This window comes from Psychrobacillus antarcticus, from assembly GCF_029533155.1.
GTDB classification, from domain to species: Bacteria; Bacillota; Bacilli; order Bacillales_A; family Planococcaceae; genus Psychrobacillus; species Psychrobacillus antarcticus.
The window spans coordinates 56,418-73,180 of sequence record NZ_JAIZDB010000014.1 but is presented as its reverse complement, the minus strand read 5'-3'; the positions used below and the strand labels follow the sequence as shown (position 1 = coordinate 73,180).

Sequence of the window (16,763 nt, the reverse complement as noted above, 5' to 3'; positions counted from 1 at the left end):
ACCCACCATTTAATAGATTTAATCTACTCATGTTATAATTATGTAAACTATTAAAAAGGGTGTTTGAAATGACTCAGGAAAAACCACATGTATTAGTAATAGATGGAATGGCATTATTGTTTAGATCGTTTTTTGCAACTGCAATGTCCGGAAATTATTTTAAAAATGATAAAGGCATTCCAACAAATGCGGTGCAAGGATTTGCTCGCCATGTATTAGCAGCACAAAATTTAATGCAACCTACTCATATGGCTATTTGCTGGGATAAAGGTATGCTTACATTTAGAAATGAGCTATATGATGGCTATAAAGCAAACCGTCCCAAGCCAGCCGAAGAGCTTATTCCACAGTTTGATATGGCTCAGGAATTGTCAGAGCATTTGGGGTGGATGAATTTTGGACAAGCAGGAATGGAAGCTGATGATACCATTGCTTCTATTACCCATAAGTGGAAAGAGGACGCGAGGTTTACAATCGTGAGTGGAGACAAAGATCTTCTTCAATTACTGGAGCCTTCCACAGAAATTGCATTCACGAAAAAAGGGTTCACCATTTATGACGTATACAATGAAGCTCGTTTCCTGGAAGAATACGGCATTTCTCCGTTGCTGTTCCCAGATGTGAAGGCATTTATGGGAGATTCTAGTGATGGCTATGCAGGAGTGAAGGGAATAGGTCCGAAAACAGCGCTGCAGCTCGTTCAAACCTATGGAACTGTTGATAAAGTTTTAGAGGCATTACCACTTTTGAAAGTAGGTCAACGGACGAAAATCGAGACGGATTTGGAGATGCTGAAGCTTTCCAAAGAGCTTGCTACGATTCGAAGAGATGTCCCAATAGGAGCTGAGCTAGAACATTTACTCATAAAAGAAATCCCTTCGGCGAAACATGATTTCCTATATGAGCATGGTTATACTATTTTGGCTAGACAGCTTCAAAAATAGTTATTTTTCTTTCGGAGTAATTTGAACAAACGTAAGAATGGACGCATTATCTGAATACCGAACTTTCCTTATTTGACTGGGACGATTTCTACCACCATTGTCATGAATGATTAGTACCAGTTCACTATCTACTAATTCATAGCCAATAAGTGGAACCCAGTGATAGGAAAAAGTGAATTTTTTATTACACTGTAGCGAAAAGTATTTATCGAATTTTAATGCAACGGGTCTTCCAATTTTGAGTTCTTCCAAAGCTACTTGCAAAGTACATTTGTTTACTTTCCAATTAGGTCCAAGCAACTTACGCAAGTTTCGAATAAACCGATAGGTAAATAACCCGATGCGAGTTCCTCCTAATTTTTTATAGAGTTCATTAGGTTGATAGGGACAAGCATTTGGAAATAAGTAATTTAACAATACGTAAGCAGTAACTGGTCCACATGCTGAAGCTTGATAGTTTGATTGAATGGATGAATCATATTGTGAGTAACCTTGGACTGGCAGTTGTATATTCATTATCGGACCTCCAAATAATAGAGTTCTCTTTTTTTCTATGGGAAAACTCTTTTTTTATATAACCAAATTCTTATTCTTATAATTGTTTGTTTATTCTATAATACAATTTAACACAGTCATTAAAACAGGGGGAATTGGAATGATTCGCTTACTACAATCAGAGGACATGAAACAGGCGACCGATATAGCTGCACTTGCGTATCCAGGAATGCAAATACAGTCAGATGAAAAGAAAAAAGAATTCATGGAGCGATTGACAACCGAACAAAATGAAGATAATGGAATACAATTTTTTGGCTGTTTCGAAGAACAGGGGGAGCTTCTAGGGATATTTCGAGTGAATGATTTTGAATGTAATATAAATGGAAAGTTTCAAAGCATATTTGGTATTGGAATGGTTGCTGTTCATTTGTTACATAAAAAAGAAAAAGTAGCGTTTCAAATACTAGCTTATTTTCATAACTACGCTAGACAGGAAAATGTCGCGCTTGTATCACTTTATCCTTTTAACCCTAGTTTCTATCGGAAAATGGGCTATGGTTATGGACCATTACTATATGAATTTAAATTTAAACCAGCAGAACTAATCTCAGACGGCAATAAAAGCCAGGTGAAATTTTTAACACCTTCAGATGAAGATGCCATCGTGTCCCGAATGATCAATCATTTGTGTATAGTCTTTCTAATCCCACAAATGATTCAAATCATGTAATCCCAAGTGTTTATCATGAAGTGGCTACTACTGGTTCAGGTATAATGTATCGAATGACAAATATTGAGTCGTTTGTTAATGGTACTAATTTTAATGGTTTAGGAAGACCTCTGGAAAATACAAAGGTTCTATTGGCAATTAAGGATTCATTTATAGCAGAGCAGCAGGGGCTATATGAATTATCATATAGTAAAGACCAGTGGAAAATTCATAAAGTAGAAAGCACGCATGAACAGGCGAATCTTACAATAGGAATCCATGATTTAAGTTCTTGGTGGATGGGCTGTGTATCGGTAGAGTCTCTTTCTAATCACGGGGAAGCAGAAGTACATCAGCTTGACTCTAAAATGCTAGATGAATGGTTCAAACCAAGGTATGGACCTATTTGTTTTACAGCTTTTTGAGCTGTTCACTAGCTTAGGGTGACTGTGTAAGTTAACGAATAACGGAGAGGCGCTGATGCGGCTCTCCTTACTTTTTTTATTTATCACCGATGGATTTCTTAGATTCAGCTAACAGCTTTTTCAAGGCCTCACGGAAGCTTTTATATGTCTCAATGTCAACTTGAATACTAGCGTGAACAATCTCACGGATAAATTGAGGATTGAACCCAACATAAATTGGGCGAATTCCCATTAAGCGAAGAGAGCTATTCAAACTGGTAATAGACATGGCAAGTTCATTGTAATCGAATGCTTCTAAATCTTCTACATTAACCCCACTAAAATCAAATACTGCTTGTTCAATTTCTTTATGCTCTCCGATATATTCGAGTGTTTTAGTCTGGATATTATCAAAGCGCTCTCTAAACATATAGCCAGCAATAGGGATTAAAATGGTCTTAGGAACGATTGATGGAATAATTGGAGTAGAAATTGTTTTAATAATTCGCTCGTAATAAGCGACTTTTTCTTTTAACTCGATTATTTCTTGTTCTAGTGACATAAAATAAGCACCCCTGTTTTTTCTTATTATACCGAATATATTTACTTAACACGGATTAAAAAGAAAAGGCTGCTTCAAAGAGAAACAGTCTTTTTATTTGTCTCATATATATTTTCCTAGTTAGTTTTATGCATCTAGAAATTCAGTTACCGTGCTCCTGCGCAAAGCTCGTCGCAGTATAATATTTAGATGCATTGTTTTATAGATACTTTTTACTAGTTTTGTGCATCTAGAAATTCAGTTACCTGTTCAGGTGATTTTGCGTTTGCACTATGTAGATGTGCTTTTTTCTCGCCGTTTTGGTAAATAAGAAGACTTGGAATTCCCATTACTTCATATTTATCAGCAACTTCAGGAAGTTCATCACGATTGACTTCATACCAAGTATACTGGTTATATTGTTCGACTATTGGATCGATGAACATTTCCATTCGACGGCAATCAGGACACCAGCCAGCTTCAAATTTTACCAAAACCTCATTGTCCCCAGAAATAATTTCATTGAATTGTTCAGTAGTTGTAATTTTTTGCATGTTTTATTTACCTCCTATGACTTTGTTTACAGTGTACACTGTTTTTAAAGTTGGAGAAAGAAAAAAGTATTATTTATTCATTTTATTATTGCGAAAATTAAAATAATGTTCTAAACTAGTAGATATAGATGTTGCTTCTATTTTTTTTGTATTTAAAATGAATGAGCATTCATTCAAAACGAAGGGGAGGCTTTGCACGTGACATATCAAATTAAAAAGGCTGCTATTTTAGGTTCAGGGGTAATGGGTTCAGGAATTGCTGCCCATTTAGCAAATATTGGTATTCCTACATTATTATTAGATATCGTACCAAAAGAGGTTAGTAAAGATGAGGAAGCAAAGGGGTTATCTTTAGAACATTCTTCTGTAAGAAACAAATTTGCGGAGTCGGCTATTCAAAAATTGTTGAAGCAAAAACCAGCACCACTAACAGCAACTAAAAACCTGCAACTAATTACTGCTGGGAACTTAGAGGACGATCTTGAAAAACTAAAAGACGTGGACTGGATTATTGAAGTAGTAGTTGAAAACTTAGAGGTTAAAAAGAGCTTATATGAAAAAATAGATGCAGTCCGTAAACCAGGAACAATCATTAGCTCTAATACATCGGGCATTAGTATTAATGCAATGGTGGAAGGACGCTCAGAGGACTTTGGGAAGCATTTCTTAGGTACACATTTCTTCAATCCTCCACGTTACTTGAAACTTTTAGAAGTAATTCCAGCTAACACGACTGCACCTGAAGTAGTTGAGTTCATGAAGCAATTTGGGGAAGATGTGTTAGGTAAAGGCGTGGTACTCGCTAAAGATACACCAAACTTCATAGCAAACCGTATCGGTACCTATGGTTTACTTGTAACATTACGTGAGATGCAAGCAAGAGGGTATTCGGTAGGAGAAGTAGACTCTGTTACAGGTCCATTAATTGGTCGTCCTAAGTCAGCGACATTCCGGACATTAGACGTCGTTGGTCTGGATACATTTGCACATGTTGCGAAAAATGTATATGACCAAACAACTGGTGAGGAGCAAAAAGTATTTGAAGTACCTGCTTTTATGCAAAAAATGCTAGAAAACAAATGGCTTGGAGCTAAAACAGGGCAAGGATTCTTCTTAAAAGAAGGAAAAGAAATTAAAGAGTTAAACACAGAAACACTAGAATATGAAGCAATGAAAAAATTGAAAACGCCTTCAATGGAAATGGCGAAGCAACAAAAAGGTCTTGCTGCAAAAGTGAAATCATTAACTTATGCAAAAGATAGAACTGGTGAATTACTTTGGAGTATTTTAAGTCCAACATTAATCTATTCTGCTAAGCTTCACGGCGAAATTGCAGATGATATCGTCGCTATTGACCAAGGGATGAAATGGGGCTTCGGTTGGCAACAAGGGCCATTTGAAATTTGGGATGCGATCGGGGTAAAGGAATCAGTTGAAAAGATGTCAGCTGAAGGCCTAGAAATACCAGCATTCGTACAATCATTACTTGATAAAGGATTCCATTCCTTCTATAAAGAAGAAGATAGCGATCTATATTATTTCGATGGAACTGATTATTCACTGGTTGCTGTAAGTGAAAAGGTAATTGACCTTAAAAGATATAAGAAAAAACATGGTGTCATTAAATCTAATTCTGGTGCAAGTTTAATAGACTTAGGTGATGGTGTAGCACTGCTTGAATTCCATTCGAAATCCAACTCAATTGGTTTAGATATTCTTCAAATGATTAGTTTTGCTGTTGACGAAGTTGAAAAGAACTTCAAAGGTCTTGTTATTGGTAACCAAGGTAAAAACTTTAGTGTTGGAGCGAATCTTGGATTGATATTAATGGAAGCACAGGACGATAATATTTTCGAATTAGATTTTGTTGTTCGTCAATTCCAAAATGCCATGATGAAGATTAAATACTCGGCTAAACCGGTCGTAGTTGCTCCATTTGGAATGACTTTAGGTGGGGGAGCAGAAACATGCTTACCAGCTGCTCATATCCAAGCATCATCTGAGACTTATATGGGCTTAGTTGAAGCGGGGGTTGGCCTTATCCCAGGTGGTGGAGGTAACAAAGAGCTTTATATTAAGCACTTGAAGGGACTTCCAAACGGCGTAGATATTGATTATTTAACTGTCGCAATCAAAGTATTCGAAACAATTGCAATGGCGAAAGTTTCTACATCGGGGGAAGAAGCTCGTGAAAATAACTTCTTGAATTTTGCAGATGGCATTAGTGTAAACCCAGACCATTTAATATACGATGCGAAGCAAGCGGTATTGGCACTTGCTGAATCAGGATATAGAGCACCAATTCGTGAAAAAGTTCCAGTTTCAGGTTCTCCAGGCTACGCAGCTTTACTTTTAGGGGCTGAAGGGATGCTATTATCTGGATTCATCAGTGAGCATGATCTGAAAATCGCGAAAAAACTTGCATACGTTATTGCAGGTGGAGAAGTTCCATACGGTACTTTAGTCGACGAGCAATATTTACTTAACTTGGAGCGAGAAGCTTTCTTAAGCTTAGTTGCAGATCCAAAATCTCAAGCAAGAATGCAACACATGCTAGTGAAGGGTAAACCACTACGCAACTAAAGTTGTATAAAGGTAAAGGAGGAGAGCTTATGCGTGAAGCAGTATTAGTAGCTGGGGCAAGAACACCAGTAGGTAAAGCAAAAAAAGGTTCTTTAGCAACAGTACGTCCAGACGATTTTGGTGCGCTAGTAGTTAAAGAAACATTACTTAGAGCGGGTGGATATGATGGCCCGATAGATGATTTTATATTAGGTTGTGCGATGCCAGAAGCAGAGCAAGGGATGAACGTTGCTCGTAATATCGGTGCATTAGCAGGTTTGCCTGATACAACACCAGCAATTACAGTAAACCGGTTCTGTTCGTCTGGATTACAGTCCATTGCATACGGTGCAGAACGTATTATGTTAGGTCATGCCGAAGCGATTATCGCTGGTGGCGTAGAGTCGATGAGTATGGTGCCAATGATGGGGAATACAATTCGTCCAAACGCACAACTTGCACAAACTGCGCCGCAATACTATATGGGGATGGGTCACACTGCTGAACAAGTGGCAACAAAATATGGTATTAGTCGGGCAGATCAAGATGCATTTGCTGTAAGATCACATGAACTAGCGGCAGCTGCAATAGCTGCAGGAAAGTTTAACGATGATATCGTCCCTGTTGAAGTTATTAAGCATTTTGTAGATGAAAACAATAAAGCGCAACAGAAAAAATTCATGTTCGAAATGGATGAAGGAGTTCGCTTAGGTACTACAGTTGAAACACTAGCAAAATTACGTCCAGCATTCAACGTTCGTGGGTCTGTTACAGCAGGGAATGCTTCACAAACTTCAGATGGAGCAGGTGCTGTTCTAATTATGGACCGCGAAGTAGCGGAAGCACAGGGGTTAAAACCGCTTGCGAAATTCCGTTCTTTTGCAGTTGGTGGAGTGCCTCCTGAAGTAATGGGGATTGGACCGATTGTAGCAGTACCAAAAGCATTAAAACTTGCTGGTTTATCTATTGAGGACATCGATCTTTGGGAAATCAACGAAGCATTTGCTTCTCAATCAATTCAAGTTGTTCGCCATTTAGGTTTAGATATGGATAAAGTGAATGTAAATGGTGGAGCAATTGCACTTGGTCATCCACTTGGAGCGACGGGAACAATCTTAACATTGAAAATGATGAGTGAGTTAAGACGTCAAGGGAAGCAATTCGGAGTTGTTACAATGTGTATCGGTGGCGGTATGGGAGCTGCTGGAGTTTTCGAATTACTATAAGAATCTTTTAAACAACTAGGAGGAATATATATGAACGAATTAAAAGAGGCAATCAAAGGCGGAGCGTTTTTAGTAGAAGATTTAGACGCTAGCCGCATATTTACACCAGAGGATTTTAATGATGAGCAAAAGATGATCGCGAAAACGACGGAGGAGTATGTTAAAAATTCGGTACTTCCAGTTGTAGAAAAGTTGGAGAATCATGAATTTGAACATTCTGTACGTTTGCTAAAAGAAGCCGGAGATTTAGGTTTACTTGCTGCTGATATTCCAGAAGAATATGGCGGTATTGGCTTAGACAAAATTTCATCGGCACTGATTTCAGAAAAAATGTCTGTAGCTGGTGGATACTCCATTACTCACGGGGCACATGTAGGAATCGGTACATTGCCAATCGTTCTTTTTGGTAATGAAGAACAAAAACAACAATACTTACCGGCTTCAGCTACTGGGGAGAAAATATTTGCTTATGCATTAACAGAACCTGGTTCAGGTTCAGATGCTCTAGGTGCAAAAACTACTGCAAAGTTAAATGCAGAAGGCACTCATTATGTTCTGAATGGTGAAAAACAATGGATTACAAATGCAGGGTTTGCGGATGTATTCGTAGTTTACGCTAAAATAGATGGAGACAAATTCTCAGCATTTATCGTAGAAAAAGCATTCTCAGGAGTATCTGTTGGAGCAGAAGAAAAGAAAATGGGTATTAAATCTTCTTCTACTCGTACATTAATATTACAAGATGCTCAAGTTCCAGTAGAGAATCTTTTAGGTGAAATTGGTCGTGGCCACGTTATCGCATTCAACATTTTAAATATCGGGCGTTATAAATTAGGGGTAGGTACAATTGGTGGATCTAAACGCGCGTTAGAATTAGCAATTACTTATACAAACCAACGTCAACAATTTAAAACACCAATCTCTTCGTTTAATTTAACAAAAAACAAGCTAGCTACAATGGCTTCTAAACTGTATGCAACTGAAAGTTTAATCTACCGTACAGTGGGATATTTTGAAGAGCGTATGAGTCAGTTAAGCCCTGAAGAGCAAAAAGACGGTAAAGCAATTGCTGCTTCTATCGCTGAATATGCAATTGAATGTTCTATTAACAAAGTAGTAGGATCTGAAGTTCTAGATTACATTGTAGACGAAGCAGTTCAATTACATGGTGGATATGGTTTCATGCAAGAGTATGAGGTAGAGCGTATTTACCGTGACTCACGTATTAACCGTATTTTCGAGGGTACAAATGAAATTAACCGCTTAATCGTGCCAGGAACTTTCCTGAAAAAAGCGATGAAGGGTGAATTACCACTTCTTCAAAAAGCTGCAGGCTTACAAGAAGAACTGTTAATGATGATGCCAGAAGAGGTTGGAACAGAAGCACTAGCGCAAGAAAAAGTATTAGTAGCTAATGCGAAGAAAATTGGTATTCTAGTTGCAGGACTTGCTGCACAACGTTATGGTACTAAGCTAGAGGCTGAACAAGAAGTTCTAGTGAACATTGCTAATATTGCAAATAATTTATTTGCAATGGAATCAGCAGTTCTTCGTACAGAAAAAGCGATCGGACGTGATGGAGAAGAAAAAGCAGCACAAAAACTTCTTTATACACAAATCTTTACACAAGAAGCGTTTATTGAAATCGAACAAGCGGCAAAAGAAACACTTATTGCAGCTGTAGATGGGGATAACCAACGTATGATGATTTCTGCATTACGTAAATTAACTCGCTACACACCATATAATGTGATCGAGAAAAAACGTGAAGCATCCGTTAAATTAATCGAAGCAGCAAAATACGTTCTCTAATCAACTACATGAAAAAGCCGATCCTTAATGGATCGGCTTTTTTGAAAGAAAATATATAAAAATACAGCATGAACACTGTGTTTTAAGGGTGAAAGAATGAATAAATAATACTACTGATTTCCGTTCCAGAAGGACGCGTTTCGCGGGGGGATCGATGAGCTATCACCGTCGCTGTGATATCTCATCTGTCTCACTCATCCCGCCGAAGTCGTCACCTGGCACTACAATCAATTAAGTGAGTAGTACTTAACAATTAGCTAGAGCATAGCTTCTTACTTTGATAATAAGAGTAGTCAAAGGTAATATAGGGATAAAACCGTCCGCTTGGTTAGGAATACTATTTTATTAGGAAAGAAGAAAGTGGATTTTCCTGGATAATTCTTTTCAGCCTTACTTATTTTAAAGTAAAACATGTATATTTAGGTGGTTTAAAGCCAATTATCCAATTATATAAAGTGGAACTAATTGATTGAAGCGCAGAGCGGCGACTCCAGTGGGAATAGCGCGAGCTGAAGACCCTGGACTGAGCAGCGTAAGCGAGGGAAGCGGCTGAAGCCGTGCCCACGGAAAGCGTCCGCTCGAAGCGGAAATCAATGGCATTTCTACATTCTTATTTTTAAAGGAACCGGTGCATTTTGCTCGATTTTTCTTAATTTGAGGCTGAATCATTATATTAATCTATTCAAAATGATTGCCTATCCTTTCCACTTTTATGTATGATAAAAAGAAAAAGGCGGTACAACATGACTATTCAATATTACGGCTATCCTAAATGTACAACGTGTAGAAAAGCGAGTAAATGGTTAAAGGACAATGATCTAGAATACATAGACAACCATATAGCGGAAAATCCTCCAACCAAAGATGAACTTCAAAAAATGCTCGAAGTAGGTGGATATGAACTTAAAAAATTCTTTAATACTTCTGGTATGAAGTATCGAGAACTTGGACTGAAAGAAAAACTTCCTACAATGTCTGAAGACGAGCAATTATCCTTACTTGCTTCTGATGGAATGCTTATTAAGCGACCAGTTGTTTTTGACGGAAAAGAATTGACATTAGGCTTCAAGGAACAACAGTTTGAGGATGTTTGGAAGACATCTTAATGTCACTTGTTTTTACTCTAAAAATATGTGAATATAGTAGATGAATGTTTAATTAATGGAGAGGGGTTTATATGATGATCGCACCTAAAGATTTAAAATACTCAGCTGAACACGAATGGGTAAAGACTGAAGGCGGAAATGTCCGTATTGGTATTACTGAATTTGCACAATCTGAACTTGGAGATATCGTGTTTGTCGAGCTTCCACAAGTTGGAGATGAGATTAAAGCAGGAGATCCATTCGGTAGTGTAGAATCTGTTAAAACGGTATCTGAACTGTATGCACCAATAAGCGGTAAAGTCCTTGAAGTAAATACAGAGTTAGAAGATAGTCCTGAATTTGTAAACGAATCCCCTTATGAAAATGCATGGATGATTGTCATTGAACCTGCTGACTTAGCAGAAGTAGAAGCTTTACTTTCTCCAGAAAAATACGAAGAGTTAATTTCAGAATAATTATGCAAACGCCGCTTAATTTCGGCGTTTTTTTCATACAATAAAGGAAAGAGCGAATTTGGGGGAGAGCTGAATGGCTATTGTCTTTAGTGAAAAAGTAATTCTCGTTGAGGGAAGATCGGATAAACTAAAGCTTTTAAAACTTCTTGATGAAGCTTCAGAAATTATTTGTACGAATGGAACGATCTCAAACGTAAAGCTAGAAGAAATATTAAGTCCTTATGACGGGCTTCCAATATATGCATTTTTGGATGCAGATAAATCAGGAGAGCAAATTCGGTCCGTTGTGAAGAAGGAATACCCCGAAGCAATTCATCTCTACACGAACCCTGTTTACAGCGAAGTAGCAAGTACTCCATTCAAAGTTTTGGCTTCCATATTAAAAAGTGTTAATATAAAAGTGAAAAGACAATATTTACTTTAGGATGATGTGATATGAATGAATGGACACTTGAACAGTGGAACAGCCATAAGAACAGTGGTCAGCTTACAATGTTTTACATTTATACTCCTTTATGTGGAACATGCCAAGTTGCTAGTAAAATGATGCAAGTAGTTCAAGAGATGAAGCATTTTTCGATTGGTCAAGCAAATATTAATTATCTTGGAAATTTTGCCATGGATTATCAAATTGAAAGTGTGCCATGTCTGCTAATTGCTAAAGGTGGCGCGGTATATAAAAAAATATATGCGTTCCAATCAGTACCTTTTTTATTAGATGCAATAAAAAGTATTGACGAGCAAGTAGTCGTATGATAATATTCGTTATACAATAAATTAAATAGTTTCACTCTTATAAAGAGAGGTGGAGGGAAGTGCCCTATGAAGCCCGGCAACCGTCATGTAAATGAAATGGTGCCAAATCACGCAAAGCAAATGCTTTGGGAAATGAGAGAATGGATGAATGTTATTAAATTGGATAACTTTAAACCCTTCTGCTCTTTTGCAGGAGGGTTTTTTTAGTTAGAAAGGTGGCAAGGTTCCCATGATTAAGTTAAGTAATGTTTCGAAAAATTTTAGTACGAAACAAGGTACGATCGTTGCAGTTGAAGAGGTGAATCTTGACATAAAGAAAGGTGAAATCTTTGGCATTATCGGATATAGTGGTGCAGGTAAAAGTACACTTATTCGATTATTAAATGGATTAGAAAAACCAACTTCTGGACAAATTATCGTGAACAATCAAGATATCACCAAGATAAATGAAATGAAGCTTCGTCAAGTTAGACAAAAGGTCAGTATGATTTTCCAACATTTTAATCTGTTATGGTCTAGGACGGTTGCCGAAAATATTGCGTTTCCTCTAGAAATAGCAGGTGTTCCAAAAGACCAGCGTACTTCAAGAGTAAATGAGCTGATTGAATTAGTAGGGTTAGAGGGTCGCGGACATTATTATCCTTCCCAATTATCAGGTGGACAAAAACAACGTGTTGGTATTGCACGTGCATTAGCCAATCGTCCAGAAGTCCTTCTCTGTGATGAAGCAACCTCCGCGTTGGATCCCGAAACTACGGACTCGATTTTGGATTTATTAGTCAGTATTAATGAAAAGCTAGGTCTGACGATTGTACTGATAACCCATGAGATGCAGGTTATTCAAAAAATATGCGGTCGTGTAGCAGTAATGGAAGAAGGGCGAGTAGTAGAAGATGGAAATGTTTTAGATGTTTTCCAAAACCCACAACAACCTATAACGAAGCGTTTTGTTTCGCAAGTCAATGATTCAAATAAAGCAAATCAAACAATACAGCATTTAATTGAGTTATATCCAAATGGCAAGCTGATCAAGCTCGTATTTGTAGGAGAGCAAACAGAGCAGCCGATACTGTCTAGACTTATCAAGCAGTTTGATTTAGAAGTGAATATTGTTCAAGGGAATATTTCACATACTCAAAATGGCGCATTTGGCACACTAATCCTTCAAATAGAGGGAGATGCATTACTAGTGGATGAGGCAATTCGCTATATCCATGCACAAAAAGTGAATACAGAGGTGATCAACAATGATTAATGATTTATTTCCAAATGTTGATTGGCCAAAAATGTGGGAAGCAACACTCGAAACATTATATATGACTGCAGTATCAACTATTTTAACAGCAATTATTGGACTAGTTCTTGGTCTATTGCTTTTCTTAACTAGTCCGCATCAGGCATGGGCGAACAAATTAGCAAACTGGTTAACGGGGGCATTCGTTAATATTTTCCGTTCTATTCCGTTTATTATTTTGATCATTTTATTAATCCCATTAACGAAGTTATTGGTCGGTACCATGCGTGGTCCAAACGCAGCTTTTCCGGCACTAGTAATCGGTGCTGCTCCATTTTACGCTCGTATGGTTTTAATAGCACTTAGAGAAATTGATAAAGGAGTGCTAGAAGCTGCAAAATCGATGGGTGCTAAAACTTCTACTATTATATGGAAGGTTTTAATGCCGGAATCTATGCCAGCTTTAGTATCAGGAATTACGGTTACAGCGATTTCCTTAGTTGGGTATACAGCGATGGCAGGTATTATCGGAGCTGGCGGTTTAGGAACATTAGCTTTCTTAGATGGATTCCAAAGAGGTAGAACAGATGTAACGCTTGTTGCTACGATATTAATATTAATCATGGTATTTATTATCCAGTGGATAGGCGATGTACTTACAACAAAAATAGACAAACGATAATTGATGTTAACGAGATTACTCGATCACATAGAAATTATAGGATAAAAAGGGAGAGAATTGAAAATGAAGAAGTTATTAGCTGGAGTTTTATTATCAGTAAGTGCATTAACACTAGCAGCATGTGGAGATGAAGAAAGTAGTAAACTTGTAGTAGGTGCATCTAACGTACCGCATGCAGTTATATTAGAAGAAGTAAAACCTATCCTTGAAGAACAAGGAATTGAGCTTGTTATTGAGTCATACCAAGATTATGTATTACCAAACAAAGATTTAGATTCAGGCGATTTGGACGCAAACTACTTCCAACATATCCCTTACTTTGAATCACAAAAAGCTGATTTTGGGTATGATTTCGCTAACGCTGGCGAAATTCATATCGAACCAATCGGTTTATACTCTAAAAAATACGGTTCAATCGAAGAACTTCCAGAAGGCGCAACTATTTTAATGAGTAACTCTGTTGCAGATCACGGTCGTATCCTTGCAATGTTAGAAGCTAAAGGGCTTATTAAATTAGCAGATGGTATTGATAAAACAAAAGCAGAAGTAAAAGATATTGTTGAGAATGCTAAAAACCTTGAATTTGACGCAAATTATGAATCTGCTTTAATGGTTCAGTTGTATGAAAATGATGAAGGTGATGCTGTACTGATCAACTCTAACTATGCAATTGACGCTGGCATTAACCCATTAGAAGACTCTATCGCAATTGAAGAATCAGATGAATCCCCATATAAAAATATCATCGCAGTAAACTCTGGTGATGAAGATAATAAAGAGATTAAAGCTTTAGTAGAAGCATTAAAATCTAAAGAAATCCAAGACTTCATCCTAAGCGAGTGGGGCGGATCAGTAGTACCGGTAAAATAATAGTTTATGGGAACAGGCATCCTTGGATGTCTGTTTTTTTTGGTTTGCTCAGGAAGGAGTCGCATAAGCCCGAGCCAGAACGTTATGCGCCCGAGAGTTGAATGAACGCCCGAGAAGGAGTCGTATACGCCCGAGAGTGGGAGCCATAAGCCCGAGCCCGCCCGCTATACGCCCGAGAGTTGAACGGACGCCCGAGGAGAAGTCGTATACGCCCGAGCGTGGGAGCCATAAGCCCGAGCCCGACCGTTATACGCCCGAGAGTTGAACGAACGCCCGGGGGGAAGTCGTATACGCCCGAGCGGGGGAGCTATAAGCCCGAGCCCGCCCGCTATACGCCCGAGAGTTGAATGAACGCCCGAGAAGGAGTCGTATACGCCCGAGCGGGTAAGCCATAAGCCCGAGCCCGACCGTTATGCGCCCGAGAGTTGAATGAACGCCCGAGGAGAAGTCGTATACGCCCGAGCGTGGGAGCCATAAGCCCGAGCCCGATGGTTGTACGCCCGAGAGTTGAATGTAAGCCCGAGAAGGAGTCTTATACGCCCGAGCGGGGGAGCTATAAGCCCGAGCCCGCCCGCTATACGCCCGAGAGTTGAATGAACGCCCGAGAAGGAGTCGTATACGCCCGAGCGTGGGAGCCATAAGCCCGAGCCCGCCCGTTATACGCCCAAGAGTTGAATGAACGCCCGAGAAGGAGTCGTATACGCCCGAGCGGGTGAGCCATACGCCCGAGCCATACGCCCGAGCCCGCCCGTTATACGCCCGAGAGTTGAATGAACGCCCGAGAAGAAGTCGTATCCCTGCATTAAGCATTCCTCACAAAACATTGCGTAATTTAAAATCTAGACTAGAAAAAACTAACTATTCATGCTATTGTGTTGGAGAGGTGGTGATAATTTGATACTTAAACCGTATTCCCCAACCAAATATGTAGCGAGATTGTCGGAATTAGCGGAAAGACTTTCTCCGCAGCATCCACAATATTCAAGAATTCCCAAAGAAATAGGAGCTATTAAAGCGGGAGATTATGGAGAAGAGATTGTTTACAAAGAGCTGGAGCAAATGAAACTTCCTTATCAGAGTTATATTTTCCACAAAATGTTTCTCTACGCAGAATGTGCATTTGAATTAGATTATTTAATAATAACTCCATATGGAATATTGATTCTTGAAGTAAAAAATATTATTGGCGAATTAGAGTTTTCGACTAATCCATCGCAACTTATCCAACGAAAGGATGACGGAAAGATTACGAAGTATCCTTGCCCCGCAAATCAGTTGAATGAATATAAATATCAACTTTCTCAGTTTTTCCTCCAGTATAATATTTCAATCCCAATTCATGGTGTAGTAATCTTTGCTTCTCGAAATAGTTTTATTAAACAATCAGCTAATGGAGTAAAAATAATTTATAGGAATGAAATGCGTTCCTACCTACGAAATCTCACCAAAAATAATTCAACCTTAAGTAAAGATAATATGGAGCAAATAAAAGAAATTCTCTTAAGAAGACCCTCTTCGCCTCCAACCATTCCTCTCATCGATCATTTCTCTATCCCTATGGAAGATTTAAAACACGGAGTAAAATGTAAAAGTTGCGGATTTATTGGAATGCATAAAATAATCCGTACATGGTATTGTCCTACCTGTAAAAAGACCAATTCTAAAGCGCATCTCAAAGCAATATCCACTTATTTTTCTCTTTGCAAAGGATCTATTACTAATCAAGAATGTAGAGATTTTCTCTTGTTAAACAATAGAAATGAAGCGAAAATAATTCTTTCAAACTCGGAATTAGTAAAATACGGAAAAAGTTCCACTACGTACTACAAACCATCCCACAATTAAAAGTAGCTGTTATGGCAGCGTTAGGCTTATTAGAAACAATGCTTAGATTTAACAGGCAATGCTTTGATTTATGATTGCACTTTATGTTGCACAGGACAGTTTTGGAACGGAGACAAACGTAACTGGTGACGGAGAACTTGCAATCATCGCAGACAAATTTTCCAAAACAACGTTAGTTTATGAATGAATTAATGTTTAATCACAAATATAGTGGGTAAATATATGATGAACTCAAAAAAAGAGAGGAATGATTCATTATCAGTTCGGAAGATTTACCTTATACAGAACAGATGGACCACGCATTTAGAGGAGTACATGGTTTTGGATACAACGAATTGAGACAAAGTCAGGAATTACAATTGCAAGTAGAAAACAAAAGGCAAGAAGATCATGAAAAGTGTATGCAATTAGCGGCTAAAATTGAGGCCCAGGCTTTTAGGGGATAATATATAAGAATCCATGGAGAAATACTCTGTGGATTCTTTTGTTTTCACTAGCTTCATAGTGAAATCGATTCTCATTTAATCTATTCTTATTGAAAATAAAAAGAGAACACTACACACTC

At 38.2% G+C, this 16,763-nt stretch carries 18 protein-coding genes, 1 pseudogene and 1 riboswitch; of the genes and pseudogenes, 16 read left to right on the top strand and 3 right to left on the bottom strand.

Annotated elements, in window-relative coordinates; translation table 11 throughout:
* The first annotated feature begins 68 nt into the window (after positions 1 to 68).
* Positions 69 to 944, top strand: coding sequence for a 5'-3' exonuclease (locus LDK52_RS09100; RefSeq protein WP_277585640.1), 876 nt, complete (start codon positions 69 to 71; stop codon positions 942 to 944).
* Here LDK52_RS09100 and LDK52_RS09095 read toward each other — a convergent pair whose 3' ends face one another.
* Positions 945 to 1,460 carry a C39 family peptidase gene (locus LDK52_RS09095; protein WP_277585639.1) on the bottom strand — a complete coding sequence of 172 codons (516 nt, stop codon included), beginning with the start codon at positions 1,458 to 1,460 and terminating at the stop codon, positions 945 to 947.
* Between the two features lie 139 nt (positions 1,461 to 1,599).
* On the opposite strand from LDK52_RS09095, the gene LDK52_RS09090 reads away from it, so the two are divergent.
* A complete protein-coding gene (locus tag LDK52_RS09090) occupies positions 1,600 to 2,172 on the top strand; it encodes a GNAT family N-acetyltransferase (protein WP_277585638.1) in 573 nt (190 codons plus the stop codon).
* Positions 2,173 to 2,225: 53 nt separating this feature from the next.
* Positions 2,226 to 2,576, top strand: a complete 351-nt coding sequence (locus LDK52_RS09085) for a sterol carrier protein domain-containing protein (RefSeq protein ID WP_277585637.1) — start codon at positions 2,226 to 2,228, stop codon at positions 2,574 to 2,576.
* A 76-nt stretch (positions 2,577 to 2,652) separates the two neighbouring features.
* Here the strand turns inward: LDK52_RS09085 and LDK52_RS09080 are convergent, their stop codons facing one another.
* Together LDK52_RS09080 and LDK52_RS09075 are read right to left on the bottom strand one after the other, a co-directional pair.
* Positions 2,653 to 3,117 carry an STAS domain-containing protein gene (locus LDK52_RS09080; RefSeq protein WP_277585636.1) on the bottom strand — a complete coding sequence of 155 codons (465 nt, stop codon included), beginning with the start codon at positions 3,115 to 3,117 and terminating at the stop codon, positions 2,653 to 2,655.
* A 215-nt stretch (positions 3,118 to 3,332) separates the two neighbouring features.
* Positions 3,333 to 3,650 carry a thioredoxin family protein gene (locus tag LDK52_RS09075; RefSeq protein WP_277585635.1) on the bottom strand — a complete coding sequence of 106 codons (318 nt, stop codon included), beginning with the start codon at positions 3,648 to 3,650 and terminating at the stop codon, positions 3,333 to 3,335.
* 198 nt (positions 3,651 to 3,848) lie between these two features.
* Here LDK52_RS09075 and LDK52_RS09070 point away from each other — a divergent pair, with 198 nt between their 5' ends.
* The 13 genes and pseudogenes from LDK52_RS09070 to LDK52_RS20200 all read left to right on the top strand — a co-directional run bounded on the left by LDK52_RS09070 (position 3,849) and on the right by LDK52_RS20200 (position 16,644).
* Positions 3,849 to 6,233, top strand: coding sequence for a 3-hydroxyacyl-CoA dehydrogenase/enoyl-CoA hydratase family protein (locus LDK52_RS09070; protein WP_479687889.1), 2,385 nt, complete (start codon positions 3,849 to 3,851; stop codon positions 6,231 to 6,233).
* 29 nt (positions 6,234 to 6,262) lie between these two features.
* Complete coding sequence (locus LDK52_RS09065; RefSeq protein WP_277585634.1) at positions 6,263 to 7,438, top strand: acetyl-CoA C-acetyltransferase; 1,176 nt, start codon at positions 6,263 to 6,265, stop codon at positions 7,436 to 7,438.
* Positions 7,439 to 7,468: 30 nt separating this feature from the next.
* The gene (locus tag LDK52_RS09060; protein ID WP_277585633.1) at positions 7,469 to 9,250 is read left to right on the top strand and encodes an acyl-CoA dehydrogenase family protein; all 1,782 of its coding nucleotides are present in this window, start codon (positions 7,469 to 7,471) and stop codon (positions 9,248 to 9,250) included.
* 743 nt (positions 9,251 to 9,993) lie between these two features.
* A complete protein-coding gene (locus tag LDK52_RS09055; RefSeq protein WP_277585632.1) occupies positions 9,994 to 10,356 on the top strand; it encodes an arsenate reductase family protein in 363 nt (120 codons plus the stop codon).
* 74 nt (positions 10,357 to 10,430) lie between these two features.
* On the top strand, positions 10,431 to 10,811 hold the full coding sequence (gcvH, locus tag LDK52_RS09050; RefSeq protein ID WP_277585631.1) for a glycine cleavage system protein GcvH: 381 nt from the start codon (positions 10,431 to 10,433) through the stop codon (positions 10,809 to 10,811).
* A 73-nt stretch (positions 10,812 to 10,884) separates the two neighbouring features.
* The gene (locus LDK52_RS09045) at positions 10,885 to 11,235 is read left to right on the top strand and encodes a toprim domain-containing protein (protein ID WP_277585630.1); all 351 of its coding nucleotides are present in this window, start codon (positions 10,885 to 10,887) and stop codon (positions 11,233 to 11,235) included.
* A gap of 11 nt (positions 11,236 to 11,246) precedes the next feature.
* Positions 11,247 to 11,567, top strand: a complete 321-nt coding sequence (locus tag LDK52_RS09040; protein WP_277585629.1) for a thioredoxin family protein — start codon at positions 11,247 to 11,249, stop codon at positions 11,565 to 11,567.
* A 34-nt stretch (positions 11,568 to 11,601) separates the two neighbouring features.
* A riboswitch (SAM riboswitch) is annotated at positions 11,602 to 11,706 on the top strand.
* Between the two features lie 90 nt (positions 11,707 to 11,796).
* Positions 11,797 to 12,822, top strand: a complete 1,026-nt coding sequence (locus tag LDK52_RS09035; protein ID WP_277585628.1) for a methionine ABC transporter ATP-binding protein — start codon at positions 11,797 to 11,799, stop codon at positions 12,820 to 12,822.
* Positions 12,815 to 13,483 (top strand): methionine ABC transporter permease, encoded by a 669-nt coding sequence (locus LDK52_RS09030; protein WP_277585627.1) that lies wholly within the window; start codon positions 12,815 to 12,817, stop codon positions 13,481 to 13,483. Before LDK52_RS09035 ends, LDK52_RS09030 begins: the two co-directional genes overlap by 8 nt.
* 63 nt (positions 13,484 to 13,546) lie before the next feature.
* Positions 13,547 to 14,353, top strand: a complete 807-nt coding sequence (locus LDK52_RS09025; RefSeq protein ID WP_277585626.1) for a MetQ/NlpA family ABC transporter substrate-binding protein — start codon at positions 13,547 to 13,549, stop codon at positions 14,351 to 14,353.
* Between the two features lie 894 nt (positions 14,354 to 15,247).
* Positions 15,248 to 16,198 carry a nuclease-related domain-containing protein gene (locus LDK52_RS09020; protein WP_277585625.1) on the top strand — a complete coding sequence of 317 codons (951 nt, stop codon included), beginning with the start codon at positions 15,248 to 15,250 and terminating at the stop codon, positions 16,196 to 16,198.
* A 5-nt stretch (positions 16,199 to 16,203) separates the two neighbouring features.
* Positions 16,204 to 16,385 (top strand): annotated as a pseudogene (locus LDK52_RS09015) (cation:dicarboxylate symporter family transporter); the annotation flags it as partial.
* 103 nt (positions 16,386 to 16,488) lie between these two features.
* Entirely contained in the window at positions 16,489 to 16,644 is a 156-nt protein-coding gene (locus tag LDK52_RS20200; protein ID WP_479687888.1) for a YuzK family famiily protein, read from the top strand.
* Positions 16,645 to 16,763 lie beyond the last annotated feature (119 nt).

Excerpts from the sequence above, each read along its gene's own strand:
- LDK52_RS09100 (WP_277585640.1), top strand. The coding sequence starts at position 69 with ATGACTCAGGAAAAACCACATGTATTAGTAATAGATGGAATGGCATTA.
- LDK52_RS09095 (WP_277585639.1), bottom strand. The coding sequence starts at position 1,460 with ATGAATATACAACTGCCAGTCCAAGGTTACTCACAATATGATTCATCC.
- LDK52_RS09090 (WP_277585638.1), top strand. The coding sequence starts at position 1,600 with ATGATTCGCTTACTACAATCAGAGGACATGAAACAGGCGACCGATATA.
- LDK52_RS09085 (WP_277585637.1), top strand. The coding sequence starts at position 2,226 with ATGACAAATATTGAGTCGTTTGTTAATGGTACTAATTTTAATGGTTTA.
- LDK52_RS09080 (WP_277585636.1), bottom strand. The coding sequence starts at position 3,117 with ATGTCACTAGAACAAGAAATAATCGAGTTAAAAGAAAAAGTCGCTTAT.
- LDK52_RS09075 (WP_277585635.1), bottom strand. The coding sequence starts at position 3,650 with ATGCAAAAAATTACAACTACTGAACAATTCAATGAAATTATTTCTGGG.
- LDK52_RS09065 (WP_277585634.1), top strand. The coding sequence starts at position 6,263 with ATGCGTGAAGCAGTATTAGTAGCTGGGGCAAGAACACCAGTAGGTAAA.
- LDK52_RS09060 (WP_277585633.1), top strand. The coding sequence starts at position 7,469 with ATGAACGAATTAAAAGAGGCAATCAAAGGCGGAGCGTTTTTAGTAGAA.
- LDK52_RS09055 (WP_277585632.1), top strand. The coding sequence starts at position 9,994 with ATGACTATTCAATATTACGGCTATCCTAAATGTACAACGTGTAGAAAA.
- gcvH (WP_277585631.1), top strand. The coding sequence starts at position 10,431 with ATGATCGCACCTAAAGATTTAAAATACTCAGCTGAACACGAATGGGTA.
- LDK52_RS09045 (WP_277585630.1), top strand. The coding sequence starts at position 10,885 with ATGGCTATTGTCTTTAGTGAAAAAGTAATTCTCGTTGAGGGAAGATCG.
- LDK52_RS09040 (WP_277585629.1), top strand. The coding sequence starts at position 11,247 with ATGAATGAATGGACACTTGAACAGTGGAACAGCCATAAGAACAGTGGT.
- LDK52_RS09035 (WP_277585628.1), top strand. The coding sequence starts at position 11,797 with ATGATTAAGTTAAGTAATGTTTCGAAAAATTTTAGTACGAAACAAGGT.
- LDK52_RS09030 (WP_277585627.1), top strand. The coding sequence starts at position 12,815 with ATGATTAATGATTTATTTCCAAATGTTGATTGGCCAAAAATGTGGGAA.
- LDK52_RS09025 (WP_277585626.1), top strand. The coding sequence starts at position 13,547 with ATGAAGAAGTTATTAGCTGGAGTTTTATTATCAGTAAGTGCATTAACA.
- LDK52_RS20200 (WP_479687888.1), top strand. The coding sequence starts at position 16,489 with ATGGACCACGCATTTAGAGGAGTACATGGTTTTGGATACAACGAATTG.